This is a genomic window from Gammaproteobacteria bacterium (assembly GCA_022450155.1).
GTDB lineage: Bacteria > Pseudomonadota > Gammaproteobacteria > Arenicellales > UBA868 > REDSEA-S09-B13.
Map to the genome: position 1 here is coordinate 64,617 of JAKUQR010000009.1, position 26,959 is coordinate 91,575.

Here is a 26,959-nt window from a genome sequence, read left to right on the forward strand (position 1 = left end):
ATCGAACATCCAAGCGGGGAAAGCGTCTGGGGAAGCTGTACAGATTCAGGTTCAAAGGACAGAGAATCCTATCGCATGAAAGTTGGAGATTCTAACCAATTGACTGGGGCGAGAAACGTTCGCAGTTGTTGACTTGGGCAGGTTGGTTGGTCGATCAGGTGTATTTCAGCTTGAGTACGTCGCGGGCGCTGTCCTCGAGGGAGCGTTCACCGCGCTCGAGGGTGTCGCAGATCGCGTCGAGGTTACCGTCGCCGTGTCGCAGCAGCCGCTCCTGCAGCAGGGCGCCGGCCCGGCTCGCCAGCAGGCGGCGAGTACGCTCTCGCCGTCGCCTGGTGCTATCCCCACCGTCTTTTACTCCATGATAAACGATCGCGTCCACCAGCTCATCGAGTCCGCTGGCAGTCGTTGCTGTCGTCTGCAAAACCGGCACCTGGCCGTGCACAGGCGGTCGAAGCGCCAGCATCGCCTTGAGTTGTTGAACCGTTAGATCGGCACCTGCCAGGTCTGCTTTGTTGACGACCAGAATGTCAGCTATCTCAAGCACTCCAGCTTTCAGTGTCTGGACATGGTCTCCCATTCCCGGCGCACACAGAACGACTATGGTCTGCGCTATTTCAGCGATCTCGATTTCAGACTGGCCAGTACCTACAGTTTCCAGGATGATGCGGCCAAAGCCTGCGAATTCAAGAATATCGATGATGCTGTGAACGGCGGGAGTAAGGCCTCCGAGATGACCTCGCGTGGAAAGCGATCGAATAAATACGCCATCATCAGCATTGTGACTGTGCATACGCAGTCGATCACCCAGAATTGCGCCACCGCTGATCGGACTCGACGGATCCACAGCAACAACGGCGACAGTGTGTGAAAGTCTCCTTAGCGTGGAAATCAGCCCGTCGATGAGCGTGGATTTACCCGATCCTGGTGGTCCGGTGATACCGATGATCTGCGCGTGGCCGGTGTGCGGCCCGATTTCCTGGCACAGGCCGGTGATCCGGGCCTGATCGGTTTCGGCGAGGGTGATCGCCCGGCCAATTGCGCGACGGTCACCGGCTTTCAGCGCGCGGATCAGTGATCTTGGTTTTGATTCCAGGACGTCCAAATTCAGTCAACTATAAGCGGATGACCAAATCCAAGTTCCTGCCGCAGACAGCCGACAACTTCTCCATGGGTAACGCCGGCGGCTGTCGCCTCGACCACTTTGCTAAACACATTGTCGTTTTTCGAGTTGGCAGCGCGGCTCAGTTCGGCCAGGGTGCGTTTGACGTCTGCCTGGCTGCGCTCGTTTTTGAAGCGACGTAACTGTTCTACTTGGGCACGCATCTTCTCTGCAGCAGGTCGTACGGTCGGGGTCACCGTTTGCTGGTCTTCAGCAGGCGGCGTGCGGTAGCAGTTGACACCGATAATTTTCTGCTCGCCGCTGTCAACGCGACTTTGCCAGTTGAGAGCCGATTCCCCGATTATGCGCTGAACCAATCCCGATTCGACGGCCTTGAACATACCCCCCTCGTTTTCCACCACAGCCATGACATTAAGGATCTTTTTTTCCATCTGGTCTGTGAGGTCTTCGACGTACCATGAACCACCGAGTGGGTCGATTACGTCGCACAGGCCGGCCTCCTCGCGGAGGATATTCTGGGTTGCAACTGCAATACGTGCCGGGTGTTCGTTGGGGACATTGCTCACTTCATCATAGGCATCTGTGTGTAACGACTGCAATCCACCCAGGATGCCAGCGATAGCTTGGGTAGAGACGCGAGTGATATTATTGAGTGGTTGCTGACGCGTCAGGTCTGCTCCTGAAGTCTGGCCGTGAAACTTAAAGCGCCGAGCATGGGCGGTTTTTGCACCCAGCTCGTTCTGCGTCAGATTAGCCCAGATTCGCCGCCCCGCGCGAAACTTTGCCACTTCTTCAAAAAGACTCATTGAGATATCAAAGAAAAAGGTGAATCGGGGTAGGAAATCGTCAGGATCCATACCATGCTCAAGACAGTCTCTGCCGTACTGCAAGGCTGATGACAGGGTGAAACCCATAGCTTGGGCCGGTGTGGCACCAGCTTGCTGCATATGCTGCCCAACCACTGATAATGGGTTCCAGTGGGGAATCCGTTGACGGCAGAAAGCGATGTGGTCGACCAAAATTCGTCTGGCGCCTTCTAGCGACAACCTGAAAAACATGTGGTTTGCAACAAAGTGTGAAAGGAAATCGCTTTGGTTAGAGGTGCCAGAGATATGTTGCCAGGAAATACTGCGTCGATCAGCAGTATTGAGCACGAACGACAGCAGGGTAAATGGTGAGGGGTCGTTCATGGCAGTTGAAATTGAACCAATGTCCACACCCTTCAAAGCCGAATCCATGTGGTCCGCTGTGTTGATCACTGTGCCGCAGGTACCCAAAAGCGGCAAAGGCACATCGTCGCAGTCGTTCCCACGGTAGACAGAATTGCAGGGGATAAGGCTGATCGCGGTTGTACCGGCATCAATCAATTGCAAGACCCGTTTGTTGTACTCATCTGGCGTCCCCTGTCCGATTAACTGACGCTGGCTCCAGGTCTTGCCTCGATGCATCGTTGTATAGATGCCCCGGGTATAAGGTACCTGGCCGGGGAAGCCCAGGGCCTCAAGGTAGTTTTCAGCGCTATCTCGGGTTGGCCCATACAGGGGTTGGATCGGGATGCCGGAACGGTTTTGCACCGGGACTTTGCTGTGTATGTTTTGATCGTATTCCTTCTCCCACTGAGCGTGGGCTTGATCATAGAGATCAGTTGAGGCAGGGTTTGTGCGCCGACGCATGACTGCTCCTCCTATATAAACTCGGTGTCTCGTTCGTGGCGGGCGGCTGCAGCGAAGCCGCTGATTTGTTCAACGATTGTGCCCCGGTCTGTTCCCGGGCCCAGTATGGCGCTGACTCCAGATTCGAGTAGCAGCGGGTATTCCTCATCAGGGACGATGCCTCCGACCACGACTCGTACATGGGTCAAGTCCGCAGCAGTGAGTCGGGACATGAGATCTGGAATAATGAGGTGGTCGGTCGATAAAGAACTTATTCCGACAAGGTCAACATCTTCATCACCGGCCAGCCGTACTACGGCGTCGAGAGACTGCCAAGGGGGTGTATAGATGACTTCCATGCCGGCATCGCGCAAATATGCAGCGACGATGCGGCTACCCCGATCGTGGCCATCCAGACCGACCTTGGTGACGAGTATTCGGTAAGGTATTTGGTTCGGTGCGTTCACGGTATTTGTTCGGTCAGCGTCGTATCAAAGTGATTAAATCAACAGCGCAAGCACTCGCTGCAGTTGTGGCTGCGTCGACTGACAAGGGCCACCGATCGGCATCTAATTCAACTGGATAACCGCTGACTTTATACTTGTATCTCGAGAGCCTGTAAAGATGTTGCCTCACACCTCAGATTGATCGAGACATGCCTAAGCAACTCGCAGTAGTGATGATCCACGGCATCGGTCGTCAGCGACCCGATTATGCCGCCCGCATGATGCGTAACATTGAACGGCAGCTGGTCGTACAAGGGTATGAACCGGATGCAATCGCTTGGCAGCCGGTCTACTGGGATGACATCCTCGCGCCTGCAGAGAAAGCCTACCTCAAACGAAGTCTGGACACCGCATCGTTGAGAGCGCACCGACTGCGCGAACTGGTGGTTACGGTGCTGGGAGATGCCACAGGCTATCGCCAGTTGTCGGCCGGACGAGCTTCTTCTGATGAGTTAAGAGTCTACCGCGTCGTTCATAAACGAATTCAGCAGAACATCGCTTCGCTTTATCACGATCAGCTGGGTAGCCACCCGGTGCCAATGGTTGTTTTGGCACATTCTTTCGGCGGTCATATCCTGTCAAATTATGTCTGGGACAGCCAGCGTTGGCCTCGACAGGAGTTGTCTGCTTTTGAGCGAATGAACTGGCTGACAGGAATCATTACGTTCGGTTGCAATATACCGCTGTTTACGTTTGCCTGTCCGAAGATCGTGCCGATCAGTTTTCCACCACCGCGGCTAGCAAAACGCCTGAAGTCAAAGGCCCGATGGCTGAATTATTATGATCCAGACGATGTCCTGGCCTGGCCACTGAAATCGGTCAACGCTGCCTATGCGCGGGTTGTGAGCGATGATCGATTGATTAATGTCGGGGGTGCGATGATCAGCCGAACACCGTTTTCTCATCTTCGATACTGGTCTGATCTCGGATTCGCTCGCGAGGTAGCGGCATTTCTGGTAACACTGTTGTGAAGACCCTGGTAGCTCCAGTCGTCCAAGGACTCTCAACTCGGCTACGCCGGCGGGGCTGTTCTGGACCCGGAGATGTGCACTATCATCTGAACTGAGCTGTCACACTATTCCAATAACACTGATGAGAACACAATGTACGAGCAACTACTGACCGGTGCGCGGGCCCTGCAATCGCAGACGGTGGCAATGAGGCGGGATATTCACCGAGAACCGGAGCTGGGGCTGGATCTGCCACGGACGCGGGCAACTGTTCTGGATGGCCTATCCGGTCTGGATCTAGAGATCAACCTATCGCAGGCGACAACGGGTTTAGTAGCGATCCTGCGCGGCGCTCGTCCAGGCCCCAATGTCCTGCTGCGTGGTGATATGGATGCACTGCCGATGTCTGAGGACACCGGGTTGCCGTATGCATCCCAAACACCGGGACGTATGCACGCCTGTGGCCACGATGCGCACACCGCTATGCTTGCCAGTGCCGCTCATCTGTTGAGTGAACGTGTAGAACATATCAGTGGCAACGTCTTGTTTATGTTTCAACCCGGAGAAGAAGGATATGGCGGAGCCAAGGTCATGCTGGATGAAGGTGTGCTAGAAGCGGGCGGAAAACCCGACTCGGTTTTTGCTCTGCACGTCGCACCAGAGCTTCCCTCAGGCGTGGTGGGTTGTCGCAGTGGACCAATCCTAGCCGCAGCCGATACTGTTCACGGCCGCATCATCGGCCGGGGAGGCCATGGTTCCATGCCGCATAACGCTGCAGATCCTGTACCGGTCGCATGCGAGGTGGTGCAGGCCATACAGACATTGGTCACTCGACGGTTCAGCGTATTTGAGCCGGTAGTTGCAACGGTGGGGCGAATACAGGCCGGTACAACCAATAACGTCATACCCCAAAGTGCAGAACTCGACATCACCCTGCGCTCTTTGTCGGAAGACACCCGAGAACGATTGGCATCCGGTGTTTGCGGTCTAATCGAGCAGATCGCTGTCGCTCACGGTCTGCAGGGCGAGGCCAAGCTCAAACGTGGATACCCACCAACCATCAATCATGCTGCGGGCTCAGGACTCGTCGCAGCGGCGGCAAAGGCCCTGCTCGGAGAAGAAGGCTATCGCTTAATGCCAGAGCCGTTCATGGCGGCCGAAGATTTTTCCTACCTGCTACAGCGTTATAACGGCGCATTCGCATTTCTGGGAGTAGCGCCACCGGGAACAGAAGGTACGGCAGCGCCGTGCCACTCAAATCACATGCTGATCGATGAGGATGCAATGGCTGTCGGTGTTGCGATGCATGCGGCCATCGTACTGACGAGTCTTGATGGATCGGCTTGACCGACCAGGATGACGTGGAAAATGGTCAGTAAACGCACAACATCGCCAGCTCGACGGCTTGTGCTGGGGTGTAGACGGCAGGCTGAACAGAGACTAACGACACTTGGCTTGCCCAGTGGTTGGCCTGCCTGCCTTGACCTGTTGGATACGCATCAAGTGCCTGAAACAGACGATTCTGGCAGATCGCTTTTTTACTCTCGTAAGGAAGTTATTGACACCGCGCGTTTGCTTTACCAGACCTATTGTGTGGAAAACTGGCTGAAAGAAAACGATGCTGAGCGTGCAACCGCAAGTATGTTGGATCTGCTGGATTTGGCTTTAACCGCAGGGCTGACGGATGCGATAGACAGTGAACACGCAGCCAGTACACAGACCAAAAGGCAACAGGTCAAAAGAGGGGATCTACGCTGGTGGCGCCGGGTGGCAACAGCGCTGCGTAAGCGAAACGGCACATTATCGAATCTGGAGATAGCCCGGCGTATCGATCCTCGGCGTCACCACACTATCCGTAAATATCTCTAAGACAGCCGATCACGAACCCGATCCGCGGACAATGGATCGAGAAACCCCTCGAGTGTGGCTTCGGTTTCCAATGCCATGGCTGATTCCAGGTCAGCAGTCGGTGATTTCCGCAGGGCCAGTTTGAGATTTTTCACCGGTCCGGCAGGCAACACAGCGATCCGTTGTGCGAGAGACCTTGCCAGCGGCATAACCTCATCATCTTCCGCGATTTGCCAACTAAATCCCAGTTCTGCAGCGTCGCTTGCGCTGTAGCGTTCACCCAGCAAAATCATTTCTCGCGCATTCTGAAGGCCGATCTGTTCAACCAACAGGCGGGTCACACCACCGGTGACAAACACACCCAGCGAGATTTCAGAAAAAAAAAATCGACAGGACTGAGCCATCACGACAAAGTCGCAGTTAATGGTCCATTCGAGCCCACCACCCACAGCCCAGCCATGAATTGCGCCGACCACCATCTTGTCGTTAAGACAGAGCCCGCGGGTAATGTCCTGAATGTGCTCGATATACGCTCGTGTCTCGGCCGGATTGCGGACCTGCTGATCAAATTCCTTCAGATCGTCACCCGCACAGAACGCGCGGCCAGCACCACACAAAATAATCGTTTGGACATCGGCATCCGCGTTAGCGTGATCCAGAGCCGATTTGAAACCCGAAAGCAATTCAGGATTGATCGCGTTTAACCGATGTGGGCGGTTCAAGGTGATCGTTGCGATGCCTTCAGACACTGAATACAACACTGTTGTGTTCATGACAAATACTCCTTGATGACGCGTTTGGTTTTTCCTTCGCTTCGGGGCAGGTTGCCCGGCGCCAGGAGCTTAAGCTCCACGGTGAGTCGAAGCACTTGGCCAATATGATGGGAGAGTCGAGCCAAGAGATGATCCGACGGGTGGGCACTATTGTTCAGCTCAACTTCCAGCGGCAGCCTATCGTAGGGCCCTTTGTGTGTCAGGCGAATTCGGTACTCACCGTTCAATTCGGGACAAGAAAGGACCGCGGCTGATACGCCAGAGGGATAGGTATTTACACCCCGGACAACGATCATTTCATCCGTACGGCCAATAACCCGGAATCGCGGTGCGGTCCGACCGCACTGACACATATCGGTGCTGGTCAGGCGCACCAGGTCGCCTGTCCGAAACCGAACCAGCGACTGACAGTCCTTCGAAAGGTTGGTTAAAACCAGTTCTCCTTCGGTACCGGCTCGCCAGGGTTGTGGTTCGCTCGTATTGACGTTAACCAACTCAGGCAGCGCCACATCAAGCGCCAGAAAATGAAGGTCAGCCTGATCGGTACACTGACCGGCGAAGTTGCACAGGAAGTCGCTGACGCCATAGTTGGCATTCATCGCTTGCATACCCCACACTGTTTCCAGGCGTTGCCTGAACGTTGGGTCATCGAGTCCGGCTTCACCGCCCATGAATCCCTTGCGCAGACCGAGATCGCGGGGAGTCAACTCCGGAAAGCGCTCGGTGATGACCTGTTCCAGCCGTGCCGGGTAAGACGGTGTACAGGAGATCGCATTAATACCCACATCGAGAATTGTACGTATAAGAAGTTCGCTGCCCCCGCTGCCATACGGCACGACCAGAGCGCCGGTACTTTCTAGGCCGAGGTGGTCTGTCAGGCCACCCATCCACAACTGATAATTTAGACAGTGAACCACGATGTCGCCCGGACCCAAACCTGCTGCAGACTGACTGCGGCCGGCAATGTGTGCCTGCATCAAAGCGTCAGCACTCGACAGCGCAATGTTCATCGCGTGGCCGCTTGTTCCCGACGTACGATGCAGTCGTACGACACGGTTAGACGGGAACCCCAGATAGCTACCAAAAGGCGGATGTACAGACTGATCGGTCCGCAACATATCCTTATCTGTTAGAGGAAGTTCAGCAATATCGTCCAGATCTAACGGGAACGAGAACGGTGCCGCTGGGTGGTATCGTCGGTAGAACTCTGAATTGGATAAGTGCTGGCGCTGTTGAGCCCAGTTGTTCTGTTGAACCTCTCTTAGATCCGGTAGAGGTAGAAATGGCGCATTCACTATAAATGTCATGCCTGGCCTGCGGATTTCTGCTGCCACAATAGTTGGGTGGCGACATCAGATCTACAACATGGTACAAGAGCAGCCTGATATTTGGCACTACTCACGTTTGAGTCCCTGTTGACAGCTTTCTTGATTCACATTGTTCTACACCAGTTGCTGCCTCTGGTTGCAGCCTGGTTGTTCTTTCGTAACAGGTGGAAACGCGCCTGGCTGATCATGCTGGCCACCATGCTGGTTGACCTTGATCACCTAGCGGCCGATCCCATAGTCGATCCTGACCGTTGCAGCATTGGGTTTCATCTGCTGCACAGCTGGCCTGCAGTCGCTGTATACGTGGCCACCTTGTTTGTGCCGTGGGTTCGACTGCTTGGTGCCGGATTGGTTATTCACATGGGGCTCGATGGGCTCGACTGTCTTTGAGGGTAACACAGCCCTGACGGGTTGCATTTAACCAACCCGGAAGAGGCATAATCAGGAGTCAAGAGCGCAATTGCGAGGAATTCAGGGATGGGCCGAATTACCGATTCTCACACCTACGCGCGACGCAGAGTATTGGCCGCCGGGCTCGCGTTGTCTGCCGTGGGTGGGTTTACGGCGTTGCGTTATGGCGAACGACTCACAGCGCGTGCAGGTCAGGTACAGGGTCATTCATCTGAAGCACCCCGCCTATCGGGCGACGACGATGGCTCGACCGCAGTCGCCAGTGCAGGCAAATCACATCGCCTTACGACGAAGTACGCCGCCACGCACTACAACAACGCTTATGAATTCGGCTGGGAAAAGACAGATCCCTTCCGTCGATCAGTAGATTTCAATCTCTCGCCGTGGTCAGTAACTTTTGATGGCCTTTGCCACAGACCTGGCACATTCGATATTGATGAGTTGATGGGGATGCCCTTCAGCCACCTGGAAGAAAGGATCTATGATTTTCGTTGTGTTGAAGCCTGGTCTATGGTGATCCCCTACAACGGGCGGCCACTGAGAGACATCATCAAGGTGGTGGAACCTATGAGATCTGCGCGCTATGTGGCATTCACCAGCGTGTATCGGCCAGATGAGTTGCCCGGACAGGCTTCTGTTTTCAGCACGCTTGAATGGCCGTATGTCGAAGCGCTGACACTGGAAGAGGCGATCCACCCACTGACATTTGCGACTTTCGGAGTATATGGTGACCAGCATCTACCGCAAAATGGTTTGCCGTTTCGCATTACCGTGCCGTGGAAGTACGGGTTTAAGTCTCCCAAGTTTATTGTCCGGATCACCTTTACACAGGACAGGCCAGTTGCGACTTGGCACCGGGAGAATCCGTCGGAATATGGTTGGTACAGCAATGTTTATCCTTCGATTTCTCATCCTCGATGGAGCCAGGCAACTGAGCGTCGAATCTGGGGTGATGGGGATATTGAACGTATTCCTTCGCGCCCGTTTAACGGTTACGCCGAGCAGGTCGCGCACCTTTACCCTGGTAGCAAGCAACAGTACCGGTGAGCCGATTCGCAATTCACGCACTACTGTCAGTCCCAGGCGTGTTGTTGATCTATGGTTGGCAGACGGATCAACTGGGTGTAGATGCGGAAAAGACCGTAATCTGGGAAACCGGTATCTGGGCTTTTAACCTTCTAATAACTGTTCTTGTGCTGCCGGTGATCGTACGCTGGGCACAGTGGAGCACACTTTTGCGTTACCGTCGAGCGGTGGGGTTGTGGGTTTTCGCCTACGCTTCAGCGCACCTCGTGTGTTTCCTCACGTTTCTGCTGGGCTGGGACATCGCTCGTCTGGGCGAGGAGGTGAGCGAGCGCCCCTACGTGCTGGCGGGGTTCAGCGCTTGGCTCATACTGCTGATCATGGCGCTGACCTCGACCCGGCGTTGGATGCGTCGTCTGGGTCGGTGGTGGAAACGGTTACACACGATGGTTTACGGGGTGCTTGGACTCGCTGCTGTGCACTATCTGCTCATGATACGCAGTGACTGGGCCTGGCCGGTGGCGTATGCGGTGTGTGCCGTGACACTGCTCGTGATGCGGTTGATCCACCACCGGCAGGTGACGATAACTGGCCGCTGAAAAATAACTGTCATTATGTAATTTATCAATGAATAATTATTTCTTATGCGGTGAACAAGAATCTTTGAATAAGCAGTAGCGTAGTTTCAAGGTATCTTGCTGGGACTGGATGATTTCTCCTTTAATAACCTGTAGCCCTGCGCATGCCCCCTATATTGTACGCAGGGTTTTTTCTGGGTTGCGACTGCAAACTGCAGACCTTGAGCCTAAAGGGTGAACCGGTGTTGCGGGGGAAAATATCAGAGCGTTTTACTGGTCGTTGGTATGTATCCTGCCTTTCAACGTTGATTCAATGTAGTCCATTCGCCGGTGAACAATGGCTTCCGCGGCTTCCGGGTCGCCCTGGTGGAGTGCACGGGCAAGTTCTGCCCGGATCCGAGCAAAGACAGGGATGTCGGCGTGTTTCTGAAAATGGATGTATCGAAGCCGGCGGTTTTCGCCCACAAGAAGCCTTGTCGCGCGACAGACGTGTTCATTGTGGCAGGCATCGCAAAAAAGATTGAACATTGTCTTGTCCAACTGCATGATCGAGTCCAGGTCTGGAGTCCGGGCAACCTTGTCGTAAGCAACTGCAATATCGCCAAAAGCCTGTTTTTGTTCCGAGGTGGCTCTGACAGCACCGGTTCTGGCCATCAAAGCAAGCAAAGTACGGCTCAGCTCGACCCGCAGGAACTGACCTTCATAGTCGACCCGGGTGATTTTGATGCCTTTGCGGGGGAGGATTTCAACCAGTCCTTCTCTGGAGAGTCGCTGCAGTGACTCACGAACAGGTGTACGACCAATTCCGATCAACTGCTGTAAACTATTTTCACTGTGGCTTGAGCCGGGCTTAAGTTGCAGCGTAACAATCAGTTCTTCAAGTTTTTCATAGGCAAGTGTTGTCTGACTGCGTCGGGCCTGAGAAAGTGAAGTGACGGTGGCGCTCATCGATGGCAAAGTGAATCCGGCTGTTGCGTTTAGCTCGGTCGGTCAGGGGCCCTCAGGGTTGCGCGGGTGAACTCCTCAAGGTAATCCATCAGCGCGTCAACGGCAGCGGCTGCTGTTTCTGGGTCGCCTTCAGCTACTTTTCGGGCAAGGTTGGCGTGTAGGCTGGAACACAAAGGCATATTGGCGGTGGTCTTGTAATGAACGAACCAGAATCGCCTCGCAAGTCCGTGGATCAGACCAATGGCCCGGCTCGCGTATTCGTTGTGAGCTACTTGTGCCATTAGCTGGTTGAGTGCGTAGTCCTGTCGCAGGAAATCGATATCACTCCCTGCAGCGGCTGCCTCGTCTATCGCATCAGCGATGACTATGAGCGCCAAACGCTCTGCTTTTGTAGCTCTCAAAGCACCTGATCTTGCCAGCAGATTTTCCAGATTACGTCGCAACTCCAGCATCAGAAGCTGTTTGGCCGGATTAAGGTCGGTTACCTCAATACCTTTACGCGGCAAAATCCTGATCAGCCCTTCGCGTTCCAATTTCTGCAGTGCTTCTCTGATGGGTGTTCGACCAATGTTAAGTTGTTCGACAAGGGTTGCTTCCGACAAATTAGCGCCTGGTTCCAGCACCGTAGTAACGATTAGCTCTTCAAGCTGTTCGTACGCGGTTGTCGTTAGACTTTTTCGTATGCTTAAGTCAGATTTTAGGTTTGGACTTGCCATGATTATTGCCTTCGAAATTCAAATTATTCAGTGAGTGGTTGTTTGCGCAGCCTGTATCCAGTGCTCAGTGTGGGAATATAAGGATGACTGACCAAGATCCAGCTGATCATATTTCAGTAATATGCCTAGAATCATATGATCATATTTCAGTAATATGCCTAGAATCATAACGGGTAAGGATGTACGAACTGTTCCAGAGACGCCGTCGTTGCGTGTACATACGGCTTATTTTGCGTGTACTCGAGACCCAGGTAGTTGCCCATAATGCCCAAGTCGCTGAATTACCAGATCACAGCACAATTTCAGCAAGTGCTGGACCTTCTGAGTGTGGGGACGCCCGCGGTGGTGTTTGTAACTGGTTCAGCCGGCACCGGCAAATCCACCCTGATCGAGGTCTTGCGTGCTGAATTGGACCGACGTCTGGTCGTTTTGGCACCAACTGGTGTGGCAGCGCTCAATGTTCAGGGACAAACCATTCATTCGTTCTTTCAGTTGCCACCAGGGCCACAACCCAAGGCCAAGAAAGTTCTCGGCCCGGCTCGGGACGTCATCGCGCAAATGGATATTCTGGTTATCGATGAAGTCTCCATGGTGCGAGCAGATTTGCTGGATGCGGTCGACGAAGCGTTACGCTTAAACACGAAGAAAAAATCGGCACGTTTCGGCGGCAAAACTGTCGTGCTTGTTGGAGATATGCATCAGTTGCCACCTGTTATCGCCGGCTGCGAGGAACGGCAGCTGTTTGAAGACGCCTACGAATCACCTTACTTTTTTAGTGCCGATTGCCTTAAGCATGAGTCACTGGCATGCGTAACACTGACTGAGTCATTCCGCCAGTCCGACGAGAAGTTCATTCAACTGCTGGATAACATTCGGTTGGGCCGGCATCTTGAGCACACGGTGCAAGCGCTGAATGCTTCTATAGGCGATAGAATGAGTGATGCAGAGAATCGATTGGTTCTGACGGCGGTAAATGCGCGGGCACGCCAGTTCAATGAACAGCAACTCGGTCGGCTGACGGGAAATGAATGGCTCTATAGTGCTGAGCTCAAAGGGGACTGGCTGGAGAATGAAACCCAGTTGCCTTCACCGACTGAGCTTCGCCTTAAGGCCGACGCGCAGGTCATGTTCACAAAAAATGGCCCTGACTGGGTAAACGGCACTCTAGGCAGAGTGGTCGATCTCGATCACGAGTCTATTGAGGTAGAGCTTTTATCAGACACAGGCTCGGGTGCAGTCGTAGGCGTTGAGCGAGAATCCTGGGAACGTTACCGTTACAAGTGGGATGCCAAAAGACGTCACGTCGACACCGAGGTTATTGGAACCTACACCCAGTTTCCATTTATTCTCGCCTGGGCAGTTACAGTGCACAAAGCGCAAGGCCTGACGCTGGATAACATCGACATCGACCTTGGTCGTGGTTTTTTTGCGGCTGGTCAGGCTTATGTCGCGCTCAGTCGTTGCCGTACTCTGGAAGGTATTGCTTTTAACCGCCCCTTGCGTGCAGAAGATATTCGTTGCGACCCTGTCATCCAGTCGTTTTATGCCGGCCTTTATCAGCCAGAATTCTGATCAACACTCAAAAAGCGATTTTGCTGCCGCACGGCTGTTGGGACGATAGCGCCACAAAGGCTTGCTGAAGTCGGGCTGGATCAATTGGCACAGCTCTGCCTCTGTCGATGCCGCTGCAAGCAGCCAGCGAATGCTGTTGGCAGTATCAACCACCTTTTTTACCCACTTGTTGCCATTTTGCAACTGGAAGGACTCCATCCCCGTTGGACAAATGTAATCGAGTACAGCCGACGGCCAGGCACCACTTTCCTGTCGAATAGCCATTGCATAGGTACTGACCTGAAAAGCATGATCGTCGATAATGCTGCGGCGCCGTTTGCCGGAAGTCTTGAGTTCACGGACCTCCCCTGGGTAACGCAAATCGATGTAACCGATGACCGGCACCTCAATGTCCTGTAACGAGAGATTGATGGGTTGTTGGTAGGAAAGCGGTTTATCCCAATCACTCATGATCGGGTAGCAGCGCTGCATACAGGCAATGACGACGTCGCGTTCCTTTGCAATCGCGTGTTGGGCATAGACCTCATCGGTTTTGCTTATCAGTGCATCGTAAGTACGGGTGGCCAGGTCACAGGCCGAGGACTGGTTCATCGAGTCCTCGTCAGACAGCAGTGCACCAATTGTCTCGTCTACTGCAGAGCCCCGGTGCATGGCAGGGCTGCCCTGCTCACGAATGTTGTAGACCAAGTACAGAATTCCCAGCGCTGGATCGGCCCGGAACTGATTCATGGATGTGGCCGACAGGTGTTCGACGCCAAATCGGGCAAACGGGTTATCCATTAAAAGATTCCTGCAGCAGCTGAGAGTGAGCAGCTATCTTAACCGCCCGCTGGCTGGAACGGACAGAACAAGTTTCAGCAGGTCTCAGGTTGGGGCACCGCGGTAAAAGTGCCACAAGAAAAGACTACCCACGGTACGCCATGGCATCCAGTGGGCGACAGCCGCACGGGTCTCGTCGGCGCTGGGCCGGTTGTCCCAACCCTTGAGTTTCTGCAGTGCACGCTGCAACGCAAGGTCACCTGCGGGAAAGACATCTGGCCTTTGCAGCGAGAACATCAAATAGACTTCAGCACTCCAGCGCCCCAACCCACGCAGCATACAAATAGACGCAATGACCTGGCTATCCGCTTGCTGCTCAAGAGCGATTGGGTCGAATTGTCCGGTCACGATCGCCTGGGCCAGGCTATTGACATATTCCACTTTGCGGCCCGACAGCCCGGCCTTGCGCAGTGCACCATCGGACAGTGCCAGTGTCGCGGGGGCTGATATTTCCGGCAGCAGGGCCCGTACTCGGCCCATGATGGATTGGGCTGCCCCGGTTGAGATCTGCTGGCTGACAATGATGGATAGCAATGCCTTGAAACCGACTGGCCGGATACGAGGCTCGGGGTAGCCGACCCGTTTCAGCGCCTGAGCGACGTCACAGTCGTTTGCTGCAATGACGCTCAGGCCTTTGCGGATAGTTCGCCGGTCAATCAACATGCGTTATCGCCGCTCCATCTGTCAGCACATCAGCTACGGGTTATGGGTTTGTATCGGATACGACGCGGCTGGGCGTCGCCGCCGAGTCGTCGCTGACGGTCCTGTTCATATTCCTCGAAGTTACCGGCGAACCAGTTGACTTGGCTGTTTCCTTCGAAAGCCAGAATGTGGGTCGCAATGCGGTCCAGGAACCACCGATCATGAGAAATCACCACCACACAGCCGGGGAAATTGAGTAGTGCCTGTTCCAGAGCACGCAGTGTTTCAACGTCCAGATTGTTGGTGGGTTCATCGAGCAGAAGTACATTACCGCCACTACGAAGAAGCTTGGCCAGGTGAACGCGGTTGCGTTCTCCTCCGGACAAATCCCGAACACGCTTTTGCTGATCGCTACCTTTGAAATTGAAACGGGAGACGTAGGCTCTCGACGGTGTCTGGTAGGAACCGATCTCAAGTGTGTCCTGACGATCAGAAATTTCTTCCCACACCGTCTGGTTGTCATCGAGTGCATCTCGACTCTGATCCACGTAAGCAATCTTGACAGTCTCACCGATTGTTATGCTGCCTTGGTCGGGTGACTCTGCGCCGACCAGCATTCTGAACAGAGTGGTTTTGCCAGCACCGTTGGCGCCGATAATGCCGACGATGGCCCCCGGGGGGAGAGCGAAAGAAAGATTATCGATAAGCAATTTGTCGCCATAGCCCTTGGTGAGTTGGTCGACCTCTATCGCTTTGTCACCAAGTCTGGGGCCTGGCGGGATGTAGATCTCGTTGGTTTCATTTCGTGCCTGGTAGTCTGCTTCAACCAGATCCTTGAAGCGCTGGAGCCTGGCTTTGTTCTTTGCCTGTCTACCCTTCGGGTTGGTGCGCACCCACTCGAGTTCAGACTCAATCGTCTTACGCCGAGCAGACTGGGACTTTTCTTCCATTTTCAGGCGAGTATGCTTTTGTTCCAGCCAGGACGAATAGTTGCCTTCCCAGGGGATACCCTGCCCACGATCGAGTTCGAGGATCCAGCCCGCAACGTTGTCGAGGAAGTATCGGTCATGGGTCACTGCAATGACGGTACCTGGGTAGCGCTCAAGATAACGCTCCAGCCACGCGACCGATTCAGCGTCTAGGTGATTTGTGGGCTCGTCCAACAACAACATGTCTGGCTCTGTGAGCAGCAGGCGGCACAGAGCAACTCGACGCTGCTCACCGCCGGACAGGTGTTCGACCCGTGCGTCCCACGGCGGTAGGCGCAGCGCATCGGCCGCTATCTCGAGATTGCGGTCAAGTTCCCAGGCACCCAGTGCATCTATCTGAGTCTGCAGCTCGCCCTGCTCTTCAATCAGAGCGGCCATCTCATCGTCTTCTAGGGGCTCTGCAAACCGCAAGCTGACTTCATTGAACCGTGTCAGTAGTACCCGCCTGTCGTAGACACCTTCCTCAACGTTGCCGCGCACATCCTTGGTCACATCGAGCACGGGTTCTTGCGGGAGATAGCCGATCTTGAGGTTTTTTTGCGGGATCGCCTCACCTTCAAATTCCGGATCAAGCCCAGCCATGATCCGAAGGACTGTTGATTTCCCAGCGCCATTTAGTCCGAGCACACCGATCTTGGCACCCGGGAAAAACGACAACGAGATGTCCTTGAGAATATATTTTTTCGGTGGGACTACTTTGCCCACACCCATCATGCTGTAAACGTATTGGGCCATTCAGTAATAAAATCAGTGCCTGAGGGGGAGAACCTAAGATTTTACAACGAGCGGATCCTATGCAAACTCAAGAAATTATTTGTTATGGGGTGCTTTTTTTACTAAAATTGTCGTATGGTGTGTCTACAGATTCGAAATGAATCCATACCCCTGAACCTTTTCTTAACCTGAAAGACGAGCAACCAGAACCATGAGCAACTTCTATAGTGCCCCCCTTTCCAAAACCCAGATGTTGAATGCCATTTCCGAACAGACCGGTCTTTCCCGTAAAGATGTCACTGCTGTTGTGGACGGTCTGTCGAGTGTTATTGAGGGCCACCTTAAACCTGGCGCAGCCGGTGTATTCAAACTGCCGGGCTTACTGAAGATCAGTATCGTCGATAAACCTGCCTCCCCACCACGTTGGGGGGTACCCAACCCATTCCGCCCCGGTGAGACCATGAATGTGGCGGCAAAACCTGCCAGCCGGCGGGTTAAAGTATCGGCGATGAAGAATCTTAAGGCGATGGCAGGCTGACCTATTCTGAATCCTGTCAATAAAAACCCCGCCATGAGGCGGGGTTTTTGTATGTTGTATAAGAATCTCTAGACAGCCAGACAGTCATCTGGCAACGCCACAACGGGCGTCAGGTCCCGGTGATGTTTGTAATCCGGTCGCGCAATTTTGGTATAGGCGTTTGAAACCGGATTTAAGATCAGGGAAAAGATGGTGCGATCCCAAGGCGACATATTGTTGGGGGACGCATGCACAAGCGTGTCATGAAAAATCAGCGCCGTGCCTTTCCTGCCGATGGCAGACACAATACCGTTCCGCCTTGCAAGATCGGTGATGGTTGTATCATCGACTACCCACAGCGGGTAGCTTGTGGTGGATGTATCAAGGGATGCAGGATGTTCACCCAGTAGATGCGAACCTGGAATAAACCATAAAGGCCCGTTGAACTCTGTTACATCTTCTAGAAACACATGAAGATTCAACGCCAGAGGCCGGGGGACGCCGTCCTCCTCCCGGTGGGTAGCGAAGTCGTAATGCCACTGCCAGACTTCACCGGAGAATGCCACTTTGACGTTGACTTTGACCTGTTGGATATAGAGTGGTTCGCAAAGGATCTGTTGTGCCGGGGTGAACAGCCGCGGGTGTTGAACCAACCGAGCATACAGGTCATCGCGCAGATGAAGTCCCATGGAGGTACGCACCTGGCCAGAACTTCTCTCTTCAATATTTGAAGGATCACCATCGGCAAACAAGGTCGGTAAGCGAGAATGTAAAAGTTCCACGTCGGTCTCTGAGAAGAGTCCGGGCAGAATCAAAAATCCACTACGCCGAAGTTCGCTCAATTGTGCTGCAGAGAGTTGCATTGAGGATTCGCCGGGTGCTGACTATTCAACCTGCTGTAAAGCGGTCTGGTTCCTTTAAGCAAAATGCCCAGTGCAACCAGCATGCCATTATGACAGGTTCGGTCCGCTGGGGCGGATGGCTTGTCGCCAGGATCTGCCAGCCCCAGAATCACCTACCAGATGACGCCAAAACGTTTACTCGTGGTTGGACATACGCCTTCGGTGAATACACGTCGCCTATTTGACGCCGTGGTAGAAGGTGCGTCGTCGATAGAAATCGAAAACGTAGAGGTTGTAGCGTACCGGCCTTTCGACGCACAGCCGGCGAATGTGCAGGCAGCGCAAGCAGTCATACTGGGGACCACTGAAAACCTGGGGTATATGTCAGGTGCGTTGAAAGACTTTTTCGATCGAATCTATTACCCGTGTCTTGAACACACCAGAGGCATGCCGTATGCGCTCTACATACGCGCTGGTCACGATGGCACCGGTACCCGGCGGAGTATCGAGACCATTGTTAGCGGTTTGGGCTGGAGGGCGGTCCAGGAGCCCCTGATCTGTCGCGGGGACTGGCAAGACGCTTTCGTTGCGCAGTGTCAGGAACTGGGCACTGCCATGGCGGCAGGACTCGAGACAGGTATCTTCTGAGTCCCCACCCTGATCCCGGGGGATCCAGGGGCTATTTGATAGACTGTGTGTTTACTCAGGCCCTCAATGGCCAGGGACAAAAAGACTTCGTTTCCCGGCCACAGTCAGTGAACTTATGAAATTTAGCGTACAACTGTCTTGCGATTACCCTGATCCTGCTTATGGTGGCAAACAGCTGTACGCGGACATGATTGAACAGGCATTGCTTGCCGACCGACTGGGTTTCGATGCGGTCTCGATCACCGAACACCATTTGATCAATCTTCTGATGATGCCGGCACCGCTGCAGTTTGCAGTGAAGATTGCGGGCGTTACTAAACGGGTGAAGATAATTCTGGGCGTCGCGGTACTGCCACTGCACGACATGCGGGTGTACGCCGGCGAATTGGTCTGTGCCGATATATTTACCGATTATCGGCTGCTTGTCGGCCTGGGTCGTGGGGCATTCCCGTTTGAGACTGCCCGCATGGGGATTCCGATAGACAAAACCCTGGAGAAGTTCGATGAATCGGTCGCTGTACTGCAGACTCTGTTGACCGAAGAAGAAGTGTCATGGAGCGGTAAGTACTACCAGTTTGAACCATTGACCGTGATGCCACGCCCGGATCGTGAGATCCCGCTATTGATGAGCGCCGTCAAGCCAGAGGCGATTTATCACTCGACCCGACGGGGCTTCCATATTATGACCACACCACTTGCCGGAGATCACCAGTACATGCTCGACCAGGTGGATGCCTTCGATCGGGGGAAATCCGAGCTTGGGCCGGCAGGTGAGGCGTTGACGCTGTCGCTGTCACGGGTCTCTTTCCTGGTTAAAGATGATGCGGACCGGCGGGCCAAGAATGCAATTGCGCACCACTATTATGGTCGTTTCGACAACATCCGCGGACCCGGCGTGATGCATCACGGCGTAATCTCGCCGTTGCCAAGGACAGTGCCGATCGAAGAAACCGCAGAAAATCTCCTGGTCTGTACACCATCCGAGATGATTGACAAGCTCAAGGTGTACGAGGCCGTCGGGGTCGACCGCTTTATCCTCAATATCAATTTCGGCACCTCGCAACCGGAGATGCTTGAGTGTATTGAAAACTTTGCAACTCAGGTGATGCCGCACTTTGCGGCGCACAATGCGTCCGTTCCGATTAGACAGGTGATCTGATGGCAGCGGTTGCAGTGGATTACCGCGTCCAGGGGGAAGGCCCACCACTCTATATGGTGCACGGCATCGGCTCGCGTAAGGTTACCTGGGATGGGTTGATGCCACAGTTCACACCTTATTTCACCTGCGTCAGTTACGACTTGCGTGGCCACGGTCATAGCCCGGTTCCCACGCCCCCCTACAGCCTGGATGATCTTGTTGAGGATCTCGAGGCCCTGCGCGTCAAACTTGGACACGAGCAGATACATGTTGTTGGGCACTCACTCGGTGGAATGATCGGTCCTGCTTATGCCAGAGCCCATCCGGATCGAGTGAGCTCACTCGGATTACTCAGTACCGCTGCCGGGCGCAGTGACGACGAGCGGAAAAAGTTGTTTGCGCTCATTGCCCAAATGGAGCGGGAGGGTGTGGCACCGGTACTGGATACCCTGCTGGATCGCTGGTACACCGACGAATTTGTACGCGCACGGCCAGATCTGGTCGAGCAACGCAAACAACAGGTGATCGATACGTTAACTGATGTTTTTCTGAGCGTCTTTCGTATTTACGCCACCACCGAGATGGGTCCTTGGCTCCATGAGATTGAAACACCTTGCCTGGTTTTGACAGGCGAACTGGACGGCGGTTGCAACCCGCGGCTTAATCACTTTATTGCCGGTGAACTGCCGCAGTCGGAATTTGTTGTTCTCGATGGATTGAAGCACTCAATCCTGATGGAGGCACCCAACCGGGTGGCAGCACCGCTTAAGAGGTTTCTATTCAAGCACCGCTGATTCGCCGGTTGTCGCTGAACGAACAGCATGGGATCGATTCTTGGAGTCGAGTTTTCACAAGTTTATGCGGTGAGAAAACGGCAGAACAGAGTGGTTTTACCCGCATTGTTGGTCTAACCCGGATGCAAGGCTCAATTCTATAGGCTCAGGAGCACTGGAAAGTCCGGAACAGACGTGGTTGAACCTGTCAGGGTCGAGGAGTACAGTGCGCCGTTTCCTCTTCGGTTTGGCTGTTTGAGCAGTCCCGTTATCAGCTACCTACGAAGTGAATCTATGAGAGAAGATAAAGTCGCCCGTCCAAACCGGCTACGGCACATTGTGCTCAACTCGCACCCGACCGGAGATCAGTCGCCGATCGAGTTGAACTGGGGTGCGGTTAACGCTGCTGATCGCGGGCCCATTGTGACGAACCTTACCGGCGATGGTCGCCATAATGCCATCGGTACGCATTCCGGGTCGTACAGCATTTACCGCGCGCTGGCTGTAGCTGCGGGAGCACTCGACCCTTCGCATCGGCCGGACCTTACGAATACCGCGCCTGTCGCCCGTATTGGACCGCACCCGCAGTGGTCTGATGCCAGTCGCATTGTCTCGATGGACCCATACGGACATCTTGTAGCCCAGTGCTTTGAGGAACAGATAGACGACGGGTTAGACGTTCGTCCCAGCGTCGCTGTAACGCGTGCCAGGTTATCGTTGCCGGAAGTGATCCACGGCAGGCAAGCGGGCCTCCAAGTGGATGGGCGGGTACTGCTTGAAAACGGTGAGATCAACGTCACTAAGATTGCCGTTGAGCCAGTCTGGTATCTGCCCGGCTTGGCAGAACGATTTAGGCTCAACGAGCGGGAGCTGCGGCGCATCCTGTTTGAGCAAACAGGCGGTATGTTTTCTGATCTTGTTACCCGCAGCGACCTCAAAGTCTTCCTGCCACCAATCGGTGGCGCGACGCTGTATATTTTTGGCAATCCGGATTACCTGACCGACAATAGCCGCAGGTTGACTTGTCGAGTACATGACGAGTGTAACGGATCGGATGTTTTTGGCTCGGATATCTGCACCTGTCGACCGTACCTTGTTCACGGGATAGAGGAATGCGTGCGTGAGGCACAAAATGATGGCGTGGGCCTGGTTGTCTATAACCGCAAGGAAGGGCGTGCTCTGGGTGAGGTCACCAAGTTTCTGGTCTACAACGCACGCAAACGGCAGCATGGCGGTGATCGCGCCGATGCGTATTTTGAGCGCACGGAATGTGTCGCCGGTGTCCAGGACGTGCGATTTCAGGAACTGATGCCCGACGTGCTGAACTGGCTCGGCATCAGTCGGATCGATCGTTTCGTCTCCATGAGCAATACGAAGTACGATGCACTCACCACCCAGGGTATTGACGTCGGGGAGCGTGTCTCCCTACCGGACAATCTGATTCCCGAAGATGCGCAGGTTGAGATGGAGGCCAAAAAAGCCGCAGGTTATTACACACCAGGTGAGGTGCCCGACATCGATGACCTCGCAAAGACGCGTGGCCGTCACATCGAAAACTACTGACAGCAAGTCTCTGTCCGTGCTGCTCAGTGCTGCTGCCGTACGACAGCGCTGTCGCTGGATTCTCGAAGCCGCTCGGGCTGGCACACTCAATCACTTCGTTTATGACGATTCTGTGCTGGATGACTGTGCGCAGATCGTGGCACAGGAAACCCGCACCAACTATCCTGACCTGGTGGTCCCTTACCACAGCCGCTGGCGACACTTTGAAACTCCAGCGGGCGATCTGAGCGATCTGTTGCTGGACTATGTGGGTGCCTCGGATGACGGTCGTTGCCGCGCTGAGTTGGATCTTGTATTCATCAGTGTGCTGTTGGATGCCGGTGCCGGTGGCCGCTGGCAGTATCGGGATGACGATACTGGCATGGTCTATCATCGTTCCGAGGGGCTTGCTGTCGCCAGCATCAGAATGTTTGTCGCGGGATTGTTTTCATCGGATCCGGCATCGCCCTGCCAAGTCGATTCAGACGCCCTGATCGCACTCGATGTGAACGGCCTAAAAAGCGGTTTTAAGGCCAATGGCGACAATCCCCTACCCGGTCTGGCAGAGCGCACGTTGCTGCTCAATCGTCTGGGTGAGGTACTCGCCGACTCAGTGGCCACTGGCTTGTGCCGCCCTTGTGACTGGATACTGGACAATTTGGGCGAACGACCAGTGACGGCGGATCATTTGCTTGCGGTGGTTCTGACTCATCTCAATCCCATCTGGCCACAGGGCCACATCGAAGACGGTGTTGCGCTGGGTGATGTTGGGTACCATCCCGTGGCCTGCTCAGCTGAAGAGTTTCCCGGGTTGGTGCCATTTCACAAGCTCAGCCAGTGGTTGACCTACTCCCTGATTGAACCGCTGGCCAGAGGCGGGATCGAGGTGTGCGAACTCAACGGCTTAACCGGCTTGGCCGAGTATCGCAATGGTGGTCTGTTCTTGGACTGCGGGGTCATTCAGGCAGACGGCGCTGCATTGACCCATCAGCCACTGGCTGTCGCATCAGAAATCGTGGTTGAGTGGCGTGCGCTGACCATCGCTTTGCTGGATGAACTGGCACCGCGTGTTCGGCAGTTGCTGGCGCTTAACGAAGATGATTTCCCACTGGCATGCCTGCTTCAGGGGGGCAGTTGGTCAGCCGGGCGCCGCCTGGCTCAGCAGCGCCGCCCAGACGGTTCGGCCCCACTGCGACTGCACATGACGGGCACCGTGTTCTAGAATTAGTCAGGATACAACAGCGAGGCACGATGCATGGACAGCCGTATTACGATAGTTGACCACCCGTTGGTACAGCACAAACTCACCCTCATGCGGGACAGAGATCAGCCCACGGCTTATTTTCGGCAGCTGTTACGGGAAACCGCACTGCTGCTTGCTTATGAGGTGACCCGCGACCTGCCGTTGGAGACCAAACGGATAGAGACACCGATCGAGGCCATGGACGCCCCGGTTCTGTCAGGGAAAAAGCTGTGTTTTGTCTCGGTGTTGCGCGCAGGCAACGGGCTGCTGGAGGGCATGCTGGACCTGTTGCCATCTGCCCGGGTGGGACACGTAGGACTTTATCGTGACCCCGAAACACTCGAAGCTGTGGAATACTATTACAAGGTCCCGCAGGACATCGGTGAACGTCTGGTAATTGTTGTTGACCCTATGCTGGCGACGGCAAATTCGGGGATTGCCGCTGTGGACCGTCTCAAGCAGGGCGGTGCCAGGCGAATCAAATTTGTCTGTCTGCTGGCGGCACCGGAGGGTGTAGCGGCCTTCACTGCTGCCCATCCGGATGTGCATCTCTACACGGCTGCAGTTGATCGACAGTTAAACGAGCATGGCTATATCCTGCCCGGCCTGGGCGATGCCGGTGACCGTATTTACGGAACGCGCTGAGCAGACGCTCGTTATCTGTGGTCTGTGTCAATGGCCCGCTGTACTGCCACCGTCGATCGGCAATGCTGAACCGGTAATAAAAGCTGCGTCGTCGCTGGCAAGGTAGGCGATGGCTTTTGCAATTTCCCCCGGCGTACTCATTCTTTTAAGCGGTGCATAATCGATGATAGCCTGTTCCGCTGCCTGCGGGTCATCCGTCTGGTCAATGCCATCGCGACGGACCATGTCTGTGTCGACATAACCCGGGCATACGCAGTTGACGCGAATCGACGGTGCCAGTTCTAGTGCCATGGCACGGGTTAGGTTTACGACACCGCCCTTGGATGCACAGTAGACCGACAATCCGTTCTCACCTATAAGTCCCGCGTCCGAGGCCAGGTTGACAATATTGCCTTCCGAATCACGCAAATAAGGCAGGGCAGCACGCATGCAGAAAAATGTGCCCTTGAGGTTGGTGTCGATTGTTATGTTCCATATCGCCTCGTCAGATGCCTCCACGGGTAGAAAGTAGGCAACTCCGGCCGAATTGACCAGAATGTCGAGACCACCGAGACCTTTTGCAGCAGTTTCCACAACTGACACACAGCCCGCAGTCGTCTGGATGTCACCGCTGGCAGCAATGAGTTGGTCGCCGCCGCCCAGTTGTTCAATCCCCTGGGCCGTAGAGGCGATCGTGCGGCCATTGATGGCCACTCGTGCACCTGTACTGAGGAAATGCGCTGCTGTCGCATAGCCGATACCGCGCGACGAGCCGGTTACCAAGATTCGTTTGCCGGAGAACGCCATAGTGTGTTCCTGTTTGTCTGGTTAGAAGGTGATGTACGGGCTGACCGTGATCACAGTGCCAATGGCCATGGATACAGTCGCTGACAAATAGAGGTACAATTTTCAGGCGGATGGCATGAGAAGGAAAGGGGCTGAAGCCCCCGACATCACTTTAAAGGCGCTATCGGCGCGAACGGCCCTAGAAGAGGACTTGTTCTATGAGTTATGACCCGCTGCACTCTATCAGTCCTGGTGAAGGACTGAATCATGTTGATTCCTATTGGGCTGCCACAGCCGGTACGCCACCCGGAGATGACGGGCGTCTTCAATCACAGATAGAGACCGATGTTGCCATCATTGGTGGTGGCTACACCGGGCTGAGTTGTGCGTTTCATCTGGCCAAGCGCTATGGTGTCCGCCCTGTGGTGCTGGAGGCCAATCGACCTGTCTGGGGTTGCAGTGGGCGAAATGGCAGTTTTGCCGGACCGGCACTGGGACGTGTCTCGCTCAGTGAGTGGACGACCCGCTGGGGGGAGTCCGGTGCACGCTCTCTCTGGGCTGAGGCGGTGAGCGCAGTAGAGACTGTTCGTTCGCTGATCAAGGAAGGAAATATCGATTGCGATGTTCAGCCCGATGGGCGTATGCGTGTAGCCCACGCCCGCTCTACGGTGAAGAAGCTGGAGGACGACGCCAGGGTTCTGAGCAGTTTTGGAACTGAATTTCAGATGCTCTCCCCATCAGAGATTGCCCAAAATCATTTCAAGGGGGAAGAAGCTCATGCTGCACTGCGCACAACTTATGGTTTTGTGCTTCACCCGATGAAACTGGGTTACGGTATTTTGCGCATGGCGCGTGAAGCTGGTGCGACGGTATATTCTGCTTCCCCGGTGCTGCGCTGGAGCAAGCGTGGGCAAACACACCGCCTCGACACACCCGATGGCAAGGTGCACGCAAAGCGGATCGTATTTGCGACCAATGGCTATACCAACGAACGGTTACACCCCACACTGGACTCCCGGCTGTTACCGGTGCTGTCGAACATCGTGGTCACGCGGCCAATGACTGAAACTGAGATCGGGGAGAGCAATTTTGTGACTACCGATTCGATCAGCGACACCCGTAAGTTTCTCAATTATTTTCGTCGGCTACCAGACGGCCGCGTAATGCTCGGTAGTCGAGGCCCGATTCGGGAAAGTGGTAGTGCGCCTCATCGTGACCGACTGTTGCAAATCATTCGACGAAAATTCCCAGCGTTGCATTCGATTAGCGCCGACTACTTCTGGGGGGGCTGGGTCGCGCTGACGCCCGATTATATGCCCCATGTCGGGCACGCCGAGGATGACCCGACGGCGTTTTACGCCATGGGCTACTGTGGGAGTGGCGTGACAGCAGCCAATCAGGCGGGACGCCGATTGGCGGAATTTTTGGGTGAAAGCAGGCCCATTCCCGTCCAGCTCAACGCGCAGCCGCCACGCTATCCTCTGGCCCGGTTCAGACGGGTGGGCCAGATCGCAGCCTTTCAGTGGTACAGCTTGAGCGATGCGCTGACCTGACACCTCAGAGACAAAAGCACATCGTTTTATCGGGCAATAACGCCTCGACTTACCGATATGGACTACGAAATCTCAGGGGTCGAAATGTGATTCTGAAGCGCCGTGGGTAACTGGAATATTGGCGAATAAAAAAGGATCTACGCCGTCGACGCAACCGATATTTACCCCATACTGGGTAGGGTCTGACCTTCGTTGATGATGGGTGTAGACACCACAGGTTTGGCAGAAATAGTGTTTGGCGGTATTGGTGTGCCATTGGTACAAAGTCAGGTTGTCAGCACCTGAGATGAGCTTAAACTTGTCAAGTGGTATGCCACCCATAACCGTACCCCGTCGCCGGCAGAGCGAGCAGTCGCACCGATTAAGCGCCAGAAACCCTTGGCTGATATCGATCTCAAACTGGATTTTTCCACAATGACAGCTCCCGGTCCGTATGTCACCCATGATGTATTCACCAGATCGGATTGAGAAAACGTGATGATAATCTTTTGCCCGTCCACATGTGCTGATGGCGATACACTGTTACCCTGTGTGGGCGAGTCCAGCCGCAGGCCGGCATCAGCGGATTGCACAAAATCGCAGGCAAAGTTTACGCACAATGATTGGAAAACTGGGACACAGTGGCGCGGCACGCACCAAAATTCAATAAACCTGCCCGCCATCGCCTACAGACTCGATACCAGCGGAAACGCCGTGACAATGAT

General features: G+C 54.5%; 28 protein-coding genes. 15 read left to right on the top strand and 13 right to left on the bottom strand.

Annotation, left to right across the window (positions count from 1 at the left end):
- Positions 1-154: 154 nt before the first annotated feature.
- From meaB to MK323_07010, 3 genes are read right to left on the bottom strand one after another with little or no spacing between them, the layout of a single operon-like run.
- Positions 155-1,102: a methylmalonyl Co-A mutase-associated GTPase MeaB gene (gene meaB, locus MK323_07000; protein ID MCH2481906.1), complete on the bottom strand. Its 948-nt coding sequence runs from the start codon at positions 1,100-1,102 to the stop codon at positions 155-157.
- Positions 1,103-1,104: 2 nt separating this feature from the next.
- The gene (locus MK323_07005) at positions 1,105-2,793 is read right to left on the bottom strand and encodes an acyl-CoA mutase large subunit family protein (GenBank protein ID MCH2481907.1); all 1,689 of its coding nucleotides are present in this window, start codon (positions 2,791-2,793) and stop codon (positions 1,105-1,107) included.
- Positions 2,794-2,804: 11 nt separating this feature from the next.
- Positions 2,805-3,239: a cobalamin-dependent protein gene (locus MK323_07010; protein MCH2481908.1), complete on the bottom strand. Its 435-nt coding sequence runs from the start codon at positions 3,237-3,239 to the stop codon at positions 2,805-2,807.
- A gap of 188 nt (positions 3,240-3,427) precedes the next feature.
- On the opposite strand from MK323_07010, the gene MK323_07015 reads away from it, so the two are divergent.
- The 3 genes from MK323_07015 (at position 3,428) to MK323_07025 (ending at position 6,097) form a co-directional block, all read left to right on the top strand.
- Complete coding sequence (locus tag MK323_07015; protein ID MCH2481909.1) at positions 3,428-4,249, top strand: hypothetical protein; 822 nt, start codon at positions 3,428-3,430, stop codon at positions 4,247-4,249.
- A 132-nt stretch (positions 4,250-4,381) separates the two neighbouring features.
- On the top strand, positions 4,382-5,575 hold the full coding sequence (locus tag MK323_07020) for a M20 family metallopeptidase (GenBank protein ID MCH2481910.1): 1,194 nt from the start codon (positions 4,382-4,384) through the stop codon (positions 5,573-5,575).
- Between the two features lie 21 nt (positions 5,576-5,596).
- Positions 5,597-6,097, top strand: a complete 501-nt coding sequence (locus tag MK323_07025) for a hypothetical protein (GenBank protein ID MCH2481911.1) — start codon at positions 5,597-5,599, stop codon at positions 6,095-6,097.
- On the opposite strand, the gene MK323_07030 is transcribed toward MK323_07025, so the two are convergent.
- On the bottom strand, positions 6,094-6,849 hold the full coding sequence (locus MK323_07030; protein ID MCH2481912.1) for an enoyl-CoA hydratase/isomerase family protein: 756 nt from the start codon (positions 6,847-6,849) through the stop codon (positions 6,094-6,096). The genes MK323_07025 and MK323_07030 overlap by 4 nt on opposite strands.
- Positions 6,846-8,156, bottom strand: coding sequence for a phenylacetate--CoA ligase family protein (locus MK323_07035; protein ID MCH2481913.1), 1,311 nt, complete (start codon positions 8,154-8,156; stop codon positions 6,846-6,848). Before MK323_07035 ends, MK323_07030 begins: the two co-directional genes overlap by 4 nt.
- 108 nt (positions 8,157-8,264) lie before the next feature.
- Between MK323_07035 and MK323_07040 the strand changes: the two genes are divergently transcribed.
- From MK323_07040 to MK323_07050, 3 genes are all read left to right on the top strand, one after another.
- Positions 8,265-8,567, top strand: a complete 303-nt coding sequence (locus tag MK323_07040) for a DUF6122 family protein (GenBank protein ID MCH2481914.1) — start codon at positions 8,265-8,267, stop codon at positions 8,565-8,567.
- Between the two features lie 87 nt (positions 8,568-8,654).
- Positions 8,655-9,635 carry a protein-methionine-sulfoxide reductase catalytic subunit MsrP gene (msrP, locus tag MK323_07045; protein ID MCH2481915.1) on the top strand — a complete coding sequence of 327 codons (981 nt, stop codon included), beginning with the start codon at positions 8,655-8,657 and terminating at the stop codon, positions 9,633-9,635.
- Positions 9,632-10,210: a sulfoxide reductase heme-binding subunit YedZ gene (locus MK323_07050; protein ID MCH2481916.1), complete on the top strand. Its 579-nt coding sequence runs from the start codon at positions 9,632-9,634 to the stop codon at positions 10,208-10,210. The genes msrP and MK323_07050 overlap by 4 nt, the downstream gene beginning before the upstream one ends.
- A gap of 249 nt (positions 10,211-10,459) precedes the next feature.
- Here MK323_07050 and MK323_07055 read toward each other — a convergent pair whose 3' ends face one another.
- Together MK323_07055 and MK323_07060 are read right to left on the bottom strand one after the other, a co-directional pair.
- The gene (locus MK323_07055) at positions 10,460-11,137 is read right to left on the bottom strand and encodes a GntR family transcriptional regulator (GenBank protein MCH2481917.1); all 678 of its coding nucleotides are present in this window, start codon (positions 11,135-11,137) and stop codon (positions 10,460-10,462) included.
- A gap of 29 nt (positions 11,138-11,166) precedes the next feature.
- Positions 11,167-11,853, bottom strand: coding sequence for a GntR family transcriptional regulator (locus tag MK323_07060; protein ID MCH2481918.1), 687 nt, complete (start codon positions 11,851-11,853; stop codon positions 11,167-11,169).
- 264 nt (positions 11,854-12,117) lie between these two features.
- Here MK323_07060 and MK323_07065 point away from each other — a divergent pair, with 264 nt between their 5' ends.
- Positions 12,118-13,425, top strand: coding sequence for a DEAD/DEAH box helicase (locus MK323_07065; protein MCH2481919.1), 1,308 nt, complete (start codon positions 12,118-12,120; stop codon positions 13,423-13,425).
- Here the strand turns inward: MK323_07065 and MK323_07070 are convergent, their stop codons facing one another.
- The 3 genes from MK323_07070 to ettA form a co-directional block, all read right to left on the bottom strand.
- Positions 13,426-14,205, bottom strand: a complete 780-nt coding sequence (locus MK323_07070; protein ID MCH2481920.1) for a hypothetical protein — start codon at positions 14,203-14,205, stop codon at positions 13,426-13,428.
- An 84-nt stretch (positions 14,206-14,289) separates the two neighbouring features.
- Positions 14,290-14,907 carry a DNA-3-methyladenine glycosylase 2 family protein gene (locus MK323_07075; GenBank protein MCH2481921.1) on the bottom strand — a complete coding sequence of 206 codons (618 nt, stop codon included), beginning with the start codon at positions 14,905-14,907 and terminating at the stop codon, positions 14,290-14,292.
- 29 nt (positions 14,908-14,936) lie between these two features.
- Positions 14,937-16,610: an energy-dependent translational throttle protein EttA gene (gene ettA / locus MK323_07080; GenBank protein MCH2481922.1), complete on the bottom strand. Its 1,674-nt coding sequence runs from the start codon at positions 16,608-16,610 to the stop codon at positions 14,937-14,939.
- Between the two features lie 190 nt (positions 16,611-16,800).
- On the opposite strand from ettA, the gene MK323_07085 reads away from it, so the two are divergent.
- Positions 16,801-17,127, top strand: coding sequence for an HU family DNA-binding protein (locus tag MK323_07085; protein ID MCH2481923.1), 327 nt, complete (start codon positions 16,801-16,803; stop codon positions 17,125-17,127).
- A gap of 68 nt (positions 17,128-17,195) precedes the next feature.
- Here MK323_07085 and MK323_07090 read toward each other — a convergent pair whose 3' ends face one another.
- Positions 17,196-17,969: a phytanoyl-CoA dioxygenase family protein gene (locus tag MK323_07090; GenBank protein ID MCH2481924.1), complete on the bottom strand. Its 774-nt coding sequence runs from the start codon at positions 17,967-17,969 to the stop codon at positions 17,196-17,198.
- 159 nt (positions 17,970-18,128) lie between these two features.
- Here MK323_07090 and MK323_07095 point away from each other — a divergent pair, with 159 nt between their 5' ends.
- The 6 genes from MK323_07095 to upp all read left to right on the top strand — a co-directional run bounded on the left by MK323_07095 (position 18,129) and on the right by upp (position 23,937).
- Positions 18,129-18,596: a flavodoxin family protein gene (locus MK323_07095; GenBank protein MCH2481925.1), complete on the top strand. Its 468-nt coding sequence runs from the start codon at positions 18,129-18,131 to the stop codon at positions 18,594-18,596.
- Positions 18,597-18,711: 115 nt separating this feature from the next.
- Positions 18,712-19,755: an LLM class flavin-dependent oxidoreductase gene (locus MK323_07100; protein MCH2481926.1), complete on the top strand. Its 1,044-nt coding sequence runs from the start codon at positions 18,712-18,714 to the stop codon at positions 19,753-19,755.
- Positions 19,755-20,528, top strand: coding sequence for an alpha/beta hydrolase (locus MK323_07105; protein ID MCH2481927.1), 774 nt, complete (start codon positions 19,755-19,757; stop codon positions 20,526-20,528). The genes MK323_07100 and MK323_07105 overlap by 1 nt, the downstream gene beginning before the upstream one ends.
- Before the next feature lie 273 nt (positions 20,529-20,801).
- On the top strand, positions 20,802-22,070 hold the full coding sequence (locus MK323_07110; protein MCH2481928.1) for a GTP cyclohydrolase II: 1,269 nt from the start codon (positions 20,802-20,804) through the stop codon (positions 22,068-22,070).
- Positions 22,027-23,271: a URC4/urg3 family protein gene (locus tag MK323_07115; protein MCH2481929.1), complete on the top strand. Its 1,245-nt coding sequence runs from the start codon at positions 22,027-22,029 to the stop codon at positions 23,269-23,271. The genes MK323_07110 and MK323_07115 overlap by 44 nt, the downstream gene beginning before the upstream one ends.
- A 33-nt stretch (positions 23,272-23,304) precedes the next feature.
- Complete coding sequence (upp, locus tag MK323_07120; protein MCH2481930.1) at positions 23,305-23,937, top strand: uracil phosphoribosyltransferase; 633 nt, start codon at positions 23,305-23,307, stop codon at positions 23,935-23,937.
- A gap of 27 nt (positions 23,938-23,964) precedes the next feature.
- On the opposite strand, the gene MK323_07125 is transcribed toward upp, so the two are convergent.
- The gene (locus MK323_07125; GenBank protein ID MCH2481931.1) at positions 23,965-24,723 is read right to left on the bottom strand and encodes an SDR family oxidoreductase; all 759 of its coding nucleotides are present in this window, start codon (positions 24,721-24,723) and stop codon (positions 23,965-23,967) included.
- A 197-nt stretch (positions 24,724-24,920) separates the two neighbouring features.
- Between MK323_07125 and MK323_07130 the strand changes: the two genes are divergently transcribed.
- The gene (locus tag MK323_07130) at positions 24,921-26,255 is read left to right on the top strand and encodes an FAD-binding oxidoreductase (GenBank protein ID MCH2481932.1); all 1,335 of its coding nucleotides are present in this window, start codon (positions 24,921-24,923) and stop codon (positions 26,253-26,255) included.
- 72 nt (positions 26,256-26,327) lie between these two features.
- Here the strand turns inward: MK323_07130 and MK323_07135 are convergent, their stop codons facing one another.
- Positions 26,328-26,699, bottom strand: coding sequence for a GFA family protein (locus tag MK323_07135; protein ID MCH2481933.1), 372 nt, complete (start codon positions 26,697-26,699; stop codon positions 26,328-26,330).
- Positions 26,700-26,959 lie beyond the last annotated feature (260 nt).

Excerpts from the sequence above, each read along its gene's own strand:
- MK323_07005 (MCH2481907.1), bottom strand. The coding sequence starts at position 2,793 with ATGCGTCGGCGCACAAACCCTGCCTCAACTGATCTCTATGATCAAGCC.
- MK323_07015 (MCH2481909.1), top strand. The coding sequence starts at position 3,428 with ATGCCTAAGCAACTCGCAGTAGTGATGATCCACGGCATCGGTCGTCAG.
- MK323_07020 (MCH2481910.1), top strand. The coding sequence starts at position 4,382 with ATGTACGAGCAACTACTGACCGGTGCGCGGGCCCTGCAATCGCAGACG.
- MK323_07025 (MCH2481911.1), top strand. The coding sequence starts at position 5,597 with ATGGTCAGTAAACGCACAACATCGCCAGCTCGACGGCTTGTGCTGGGG.
- MK323_07030 (MCH2481912.1), bottom strand. The coding sequence starts at position 6,849 with ATGAACACAACAGTGTTGTATTCAGTGTCTGAAGGCATCGCAACGATC.
- MK323_07035 (MCH2481913.1), bottom strand. The coding sequence starts at position 8,156 with ATGACATTTATAGTGAATGCGCCATTTCTACCTCTACCGGATCTAAGA.
- msrP (MCH2481915.1), top strand. The coding sequence starts at position 8,655 with ATGGGCCGAATTACCGATTCTCACACCTACGCGCGACGCAGAGTATTG.
- MK323_07055 (MCH2481917.1), bottom strand. The coding sequence starts at position 11,137 with ATGAGCGCCACCGTCACTTCACTTTCTCAGGCCCGACGCAGTCAGACA.
- MK323_07060 (MCH2481918.1), bottom strand. The coding sequence starts at position 11,853 with ATGGCAAGTCCAAACCTAAAATCTGACTTAAGCATACGAAAAAGTCTA.
- MK323_07065 (MCH2481919.1), top strand. The coding sequence starts at position 12,118 with ATGCCCAAGTCGCTGAATTACCAGATCACAGCACAATTTCAGCAAGTG.
- MK323_07070 (MCH2481920.1), bottom strand. The coding sequence starts at position 14,205 with ATGGATAACCCGTTTGCCCGATTTGGCGTCGAACACCTGTCGGCCACA.
- MK323_07075 (MCH2481921.1), bottom strand. The coding sequence starts at position 14,907 with ATGTTGATTGACCGGCGAACTATCCGCAAAGGCCTGAGCGTCATTGCA.
- ettA (MCH2481922.1), bottom strand. The coding sequence starts at position 16,610 with ATGGCCCAATACGTTTACAGCATGATGGGTGTGGGCAAAGTAGTCCCA.
- MK323_07085 (MCH2481923.1), top strand. The coding sequence starts at position 16,801 with ATGAGCAACTTCTATAGTGCCCCCCTTTCCAAAACCCAGATGTTGAAT.
- MK323_07090 (MCH2481924.1), bottom strand. The coding sequence starts at position 17,969 with ATGCAACTCTCTGCAGCACAATTGAGCGAACTTCGGCGTAGTGGATTT.
- MK323_07095 (MCH2481925.1), top strand. The coding sequence starts at position 18,129 with ATGACGCCAAAACGTTTACTCGTGGTTGGACATACGCCTTCGGTGAAT.
- MK323_07100 (MCH2481926.1), top strand. The coding sequence starts at position 18,712 with ATGAAATTTAGCGTACAACTGTCTTGCGATTACCCTGATCCTGCTTAT.
- MK323_07105 (MCH2481927.1), top strand. The coding sequence starts at position 19,755 with ATGGCAGCGGTTGCAGTGGATTACCGCGTCCAGGGGGAAGGCCCACCA.
- MK323_07110 (MCH2481928.1), top strand. The coding sequence starts at position 20,802 with ATGAGAGAAGATAAAGTCGCCCGTCCAAACCGGCTACGGCACATTGTG.
- MK323_07115 (MCH2481929.1), top strand. The coding sequence starts at position 22,027 with ATGACCTCGCAAAGACGCGTGGCCGTCACATCGAAAACTACTGACAGC.
- upp (MCH2481930.1), top strand. The coding sequence starts at position 23,305 with ATGGACAGCCGTATTACGATAGTTGACCACCCGTTGGTACAGCACAAA.
- MK323_07125 (MCH2481931.1), bottom strand. The coding sequence starts at position 24,723 with ATGGCGTTCTCCGGCAAACGAATCTTGGTAACCGGCTCGTCGCGCGGT.
- MK323_07130 (MCH2481932.1), top strand. The coding sequence starts at position 24,921 with ATGAGTTATGACCCGCTGCACTCTATCAGTCCTGGTGAAGGACTGAAT.
- MK323_07135 (MCH2481933.1), bottom strand. The coding sequence starts at position 26,699 with ATGGGTGACATACGGACCGGGAGCTGTCATTGTGGAAAAATCCAGTTT.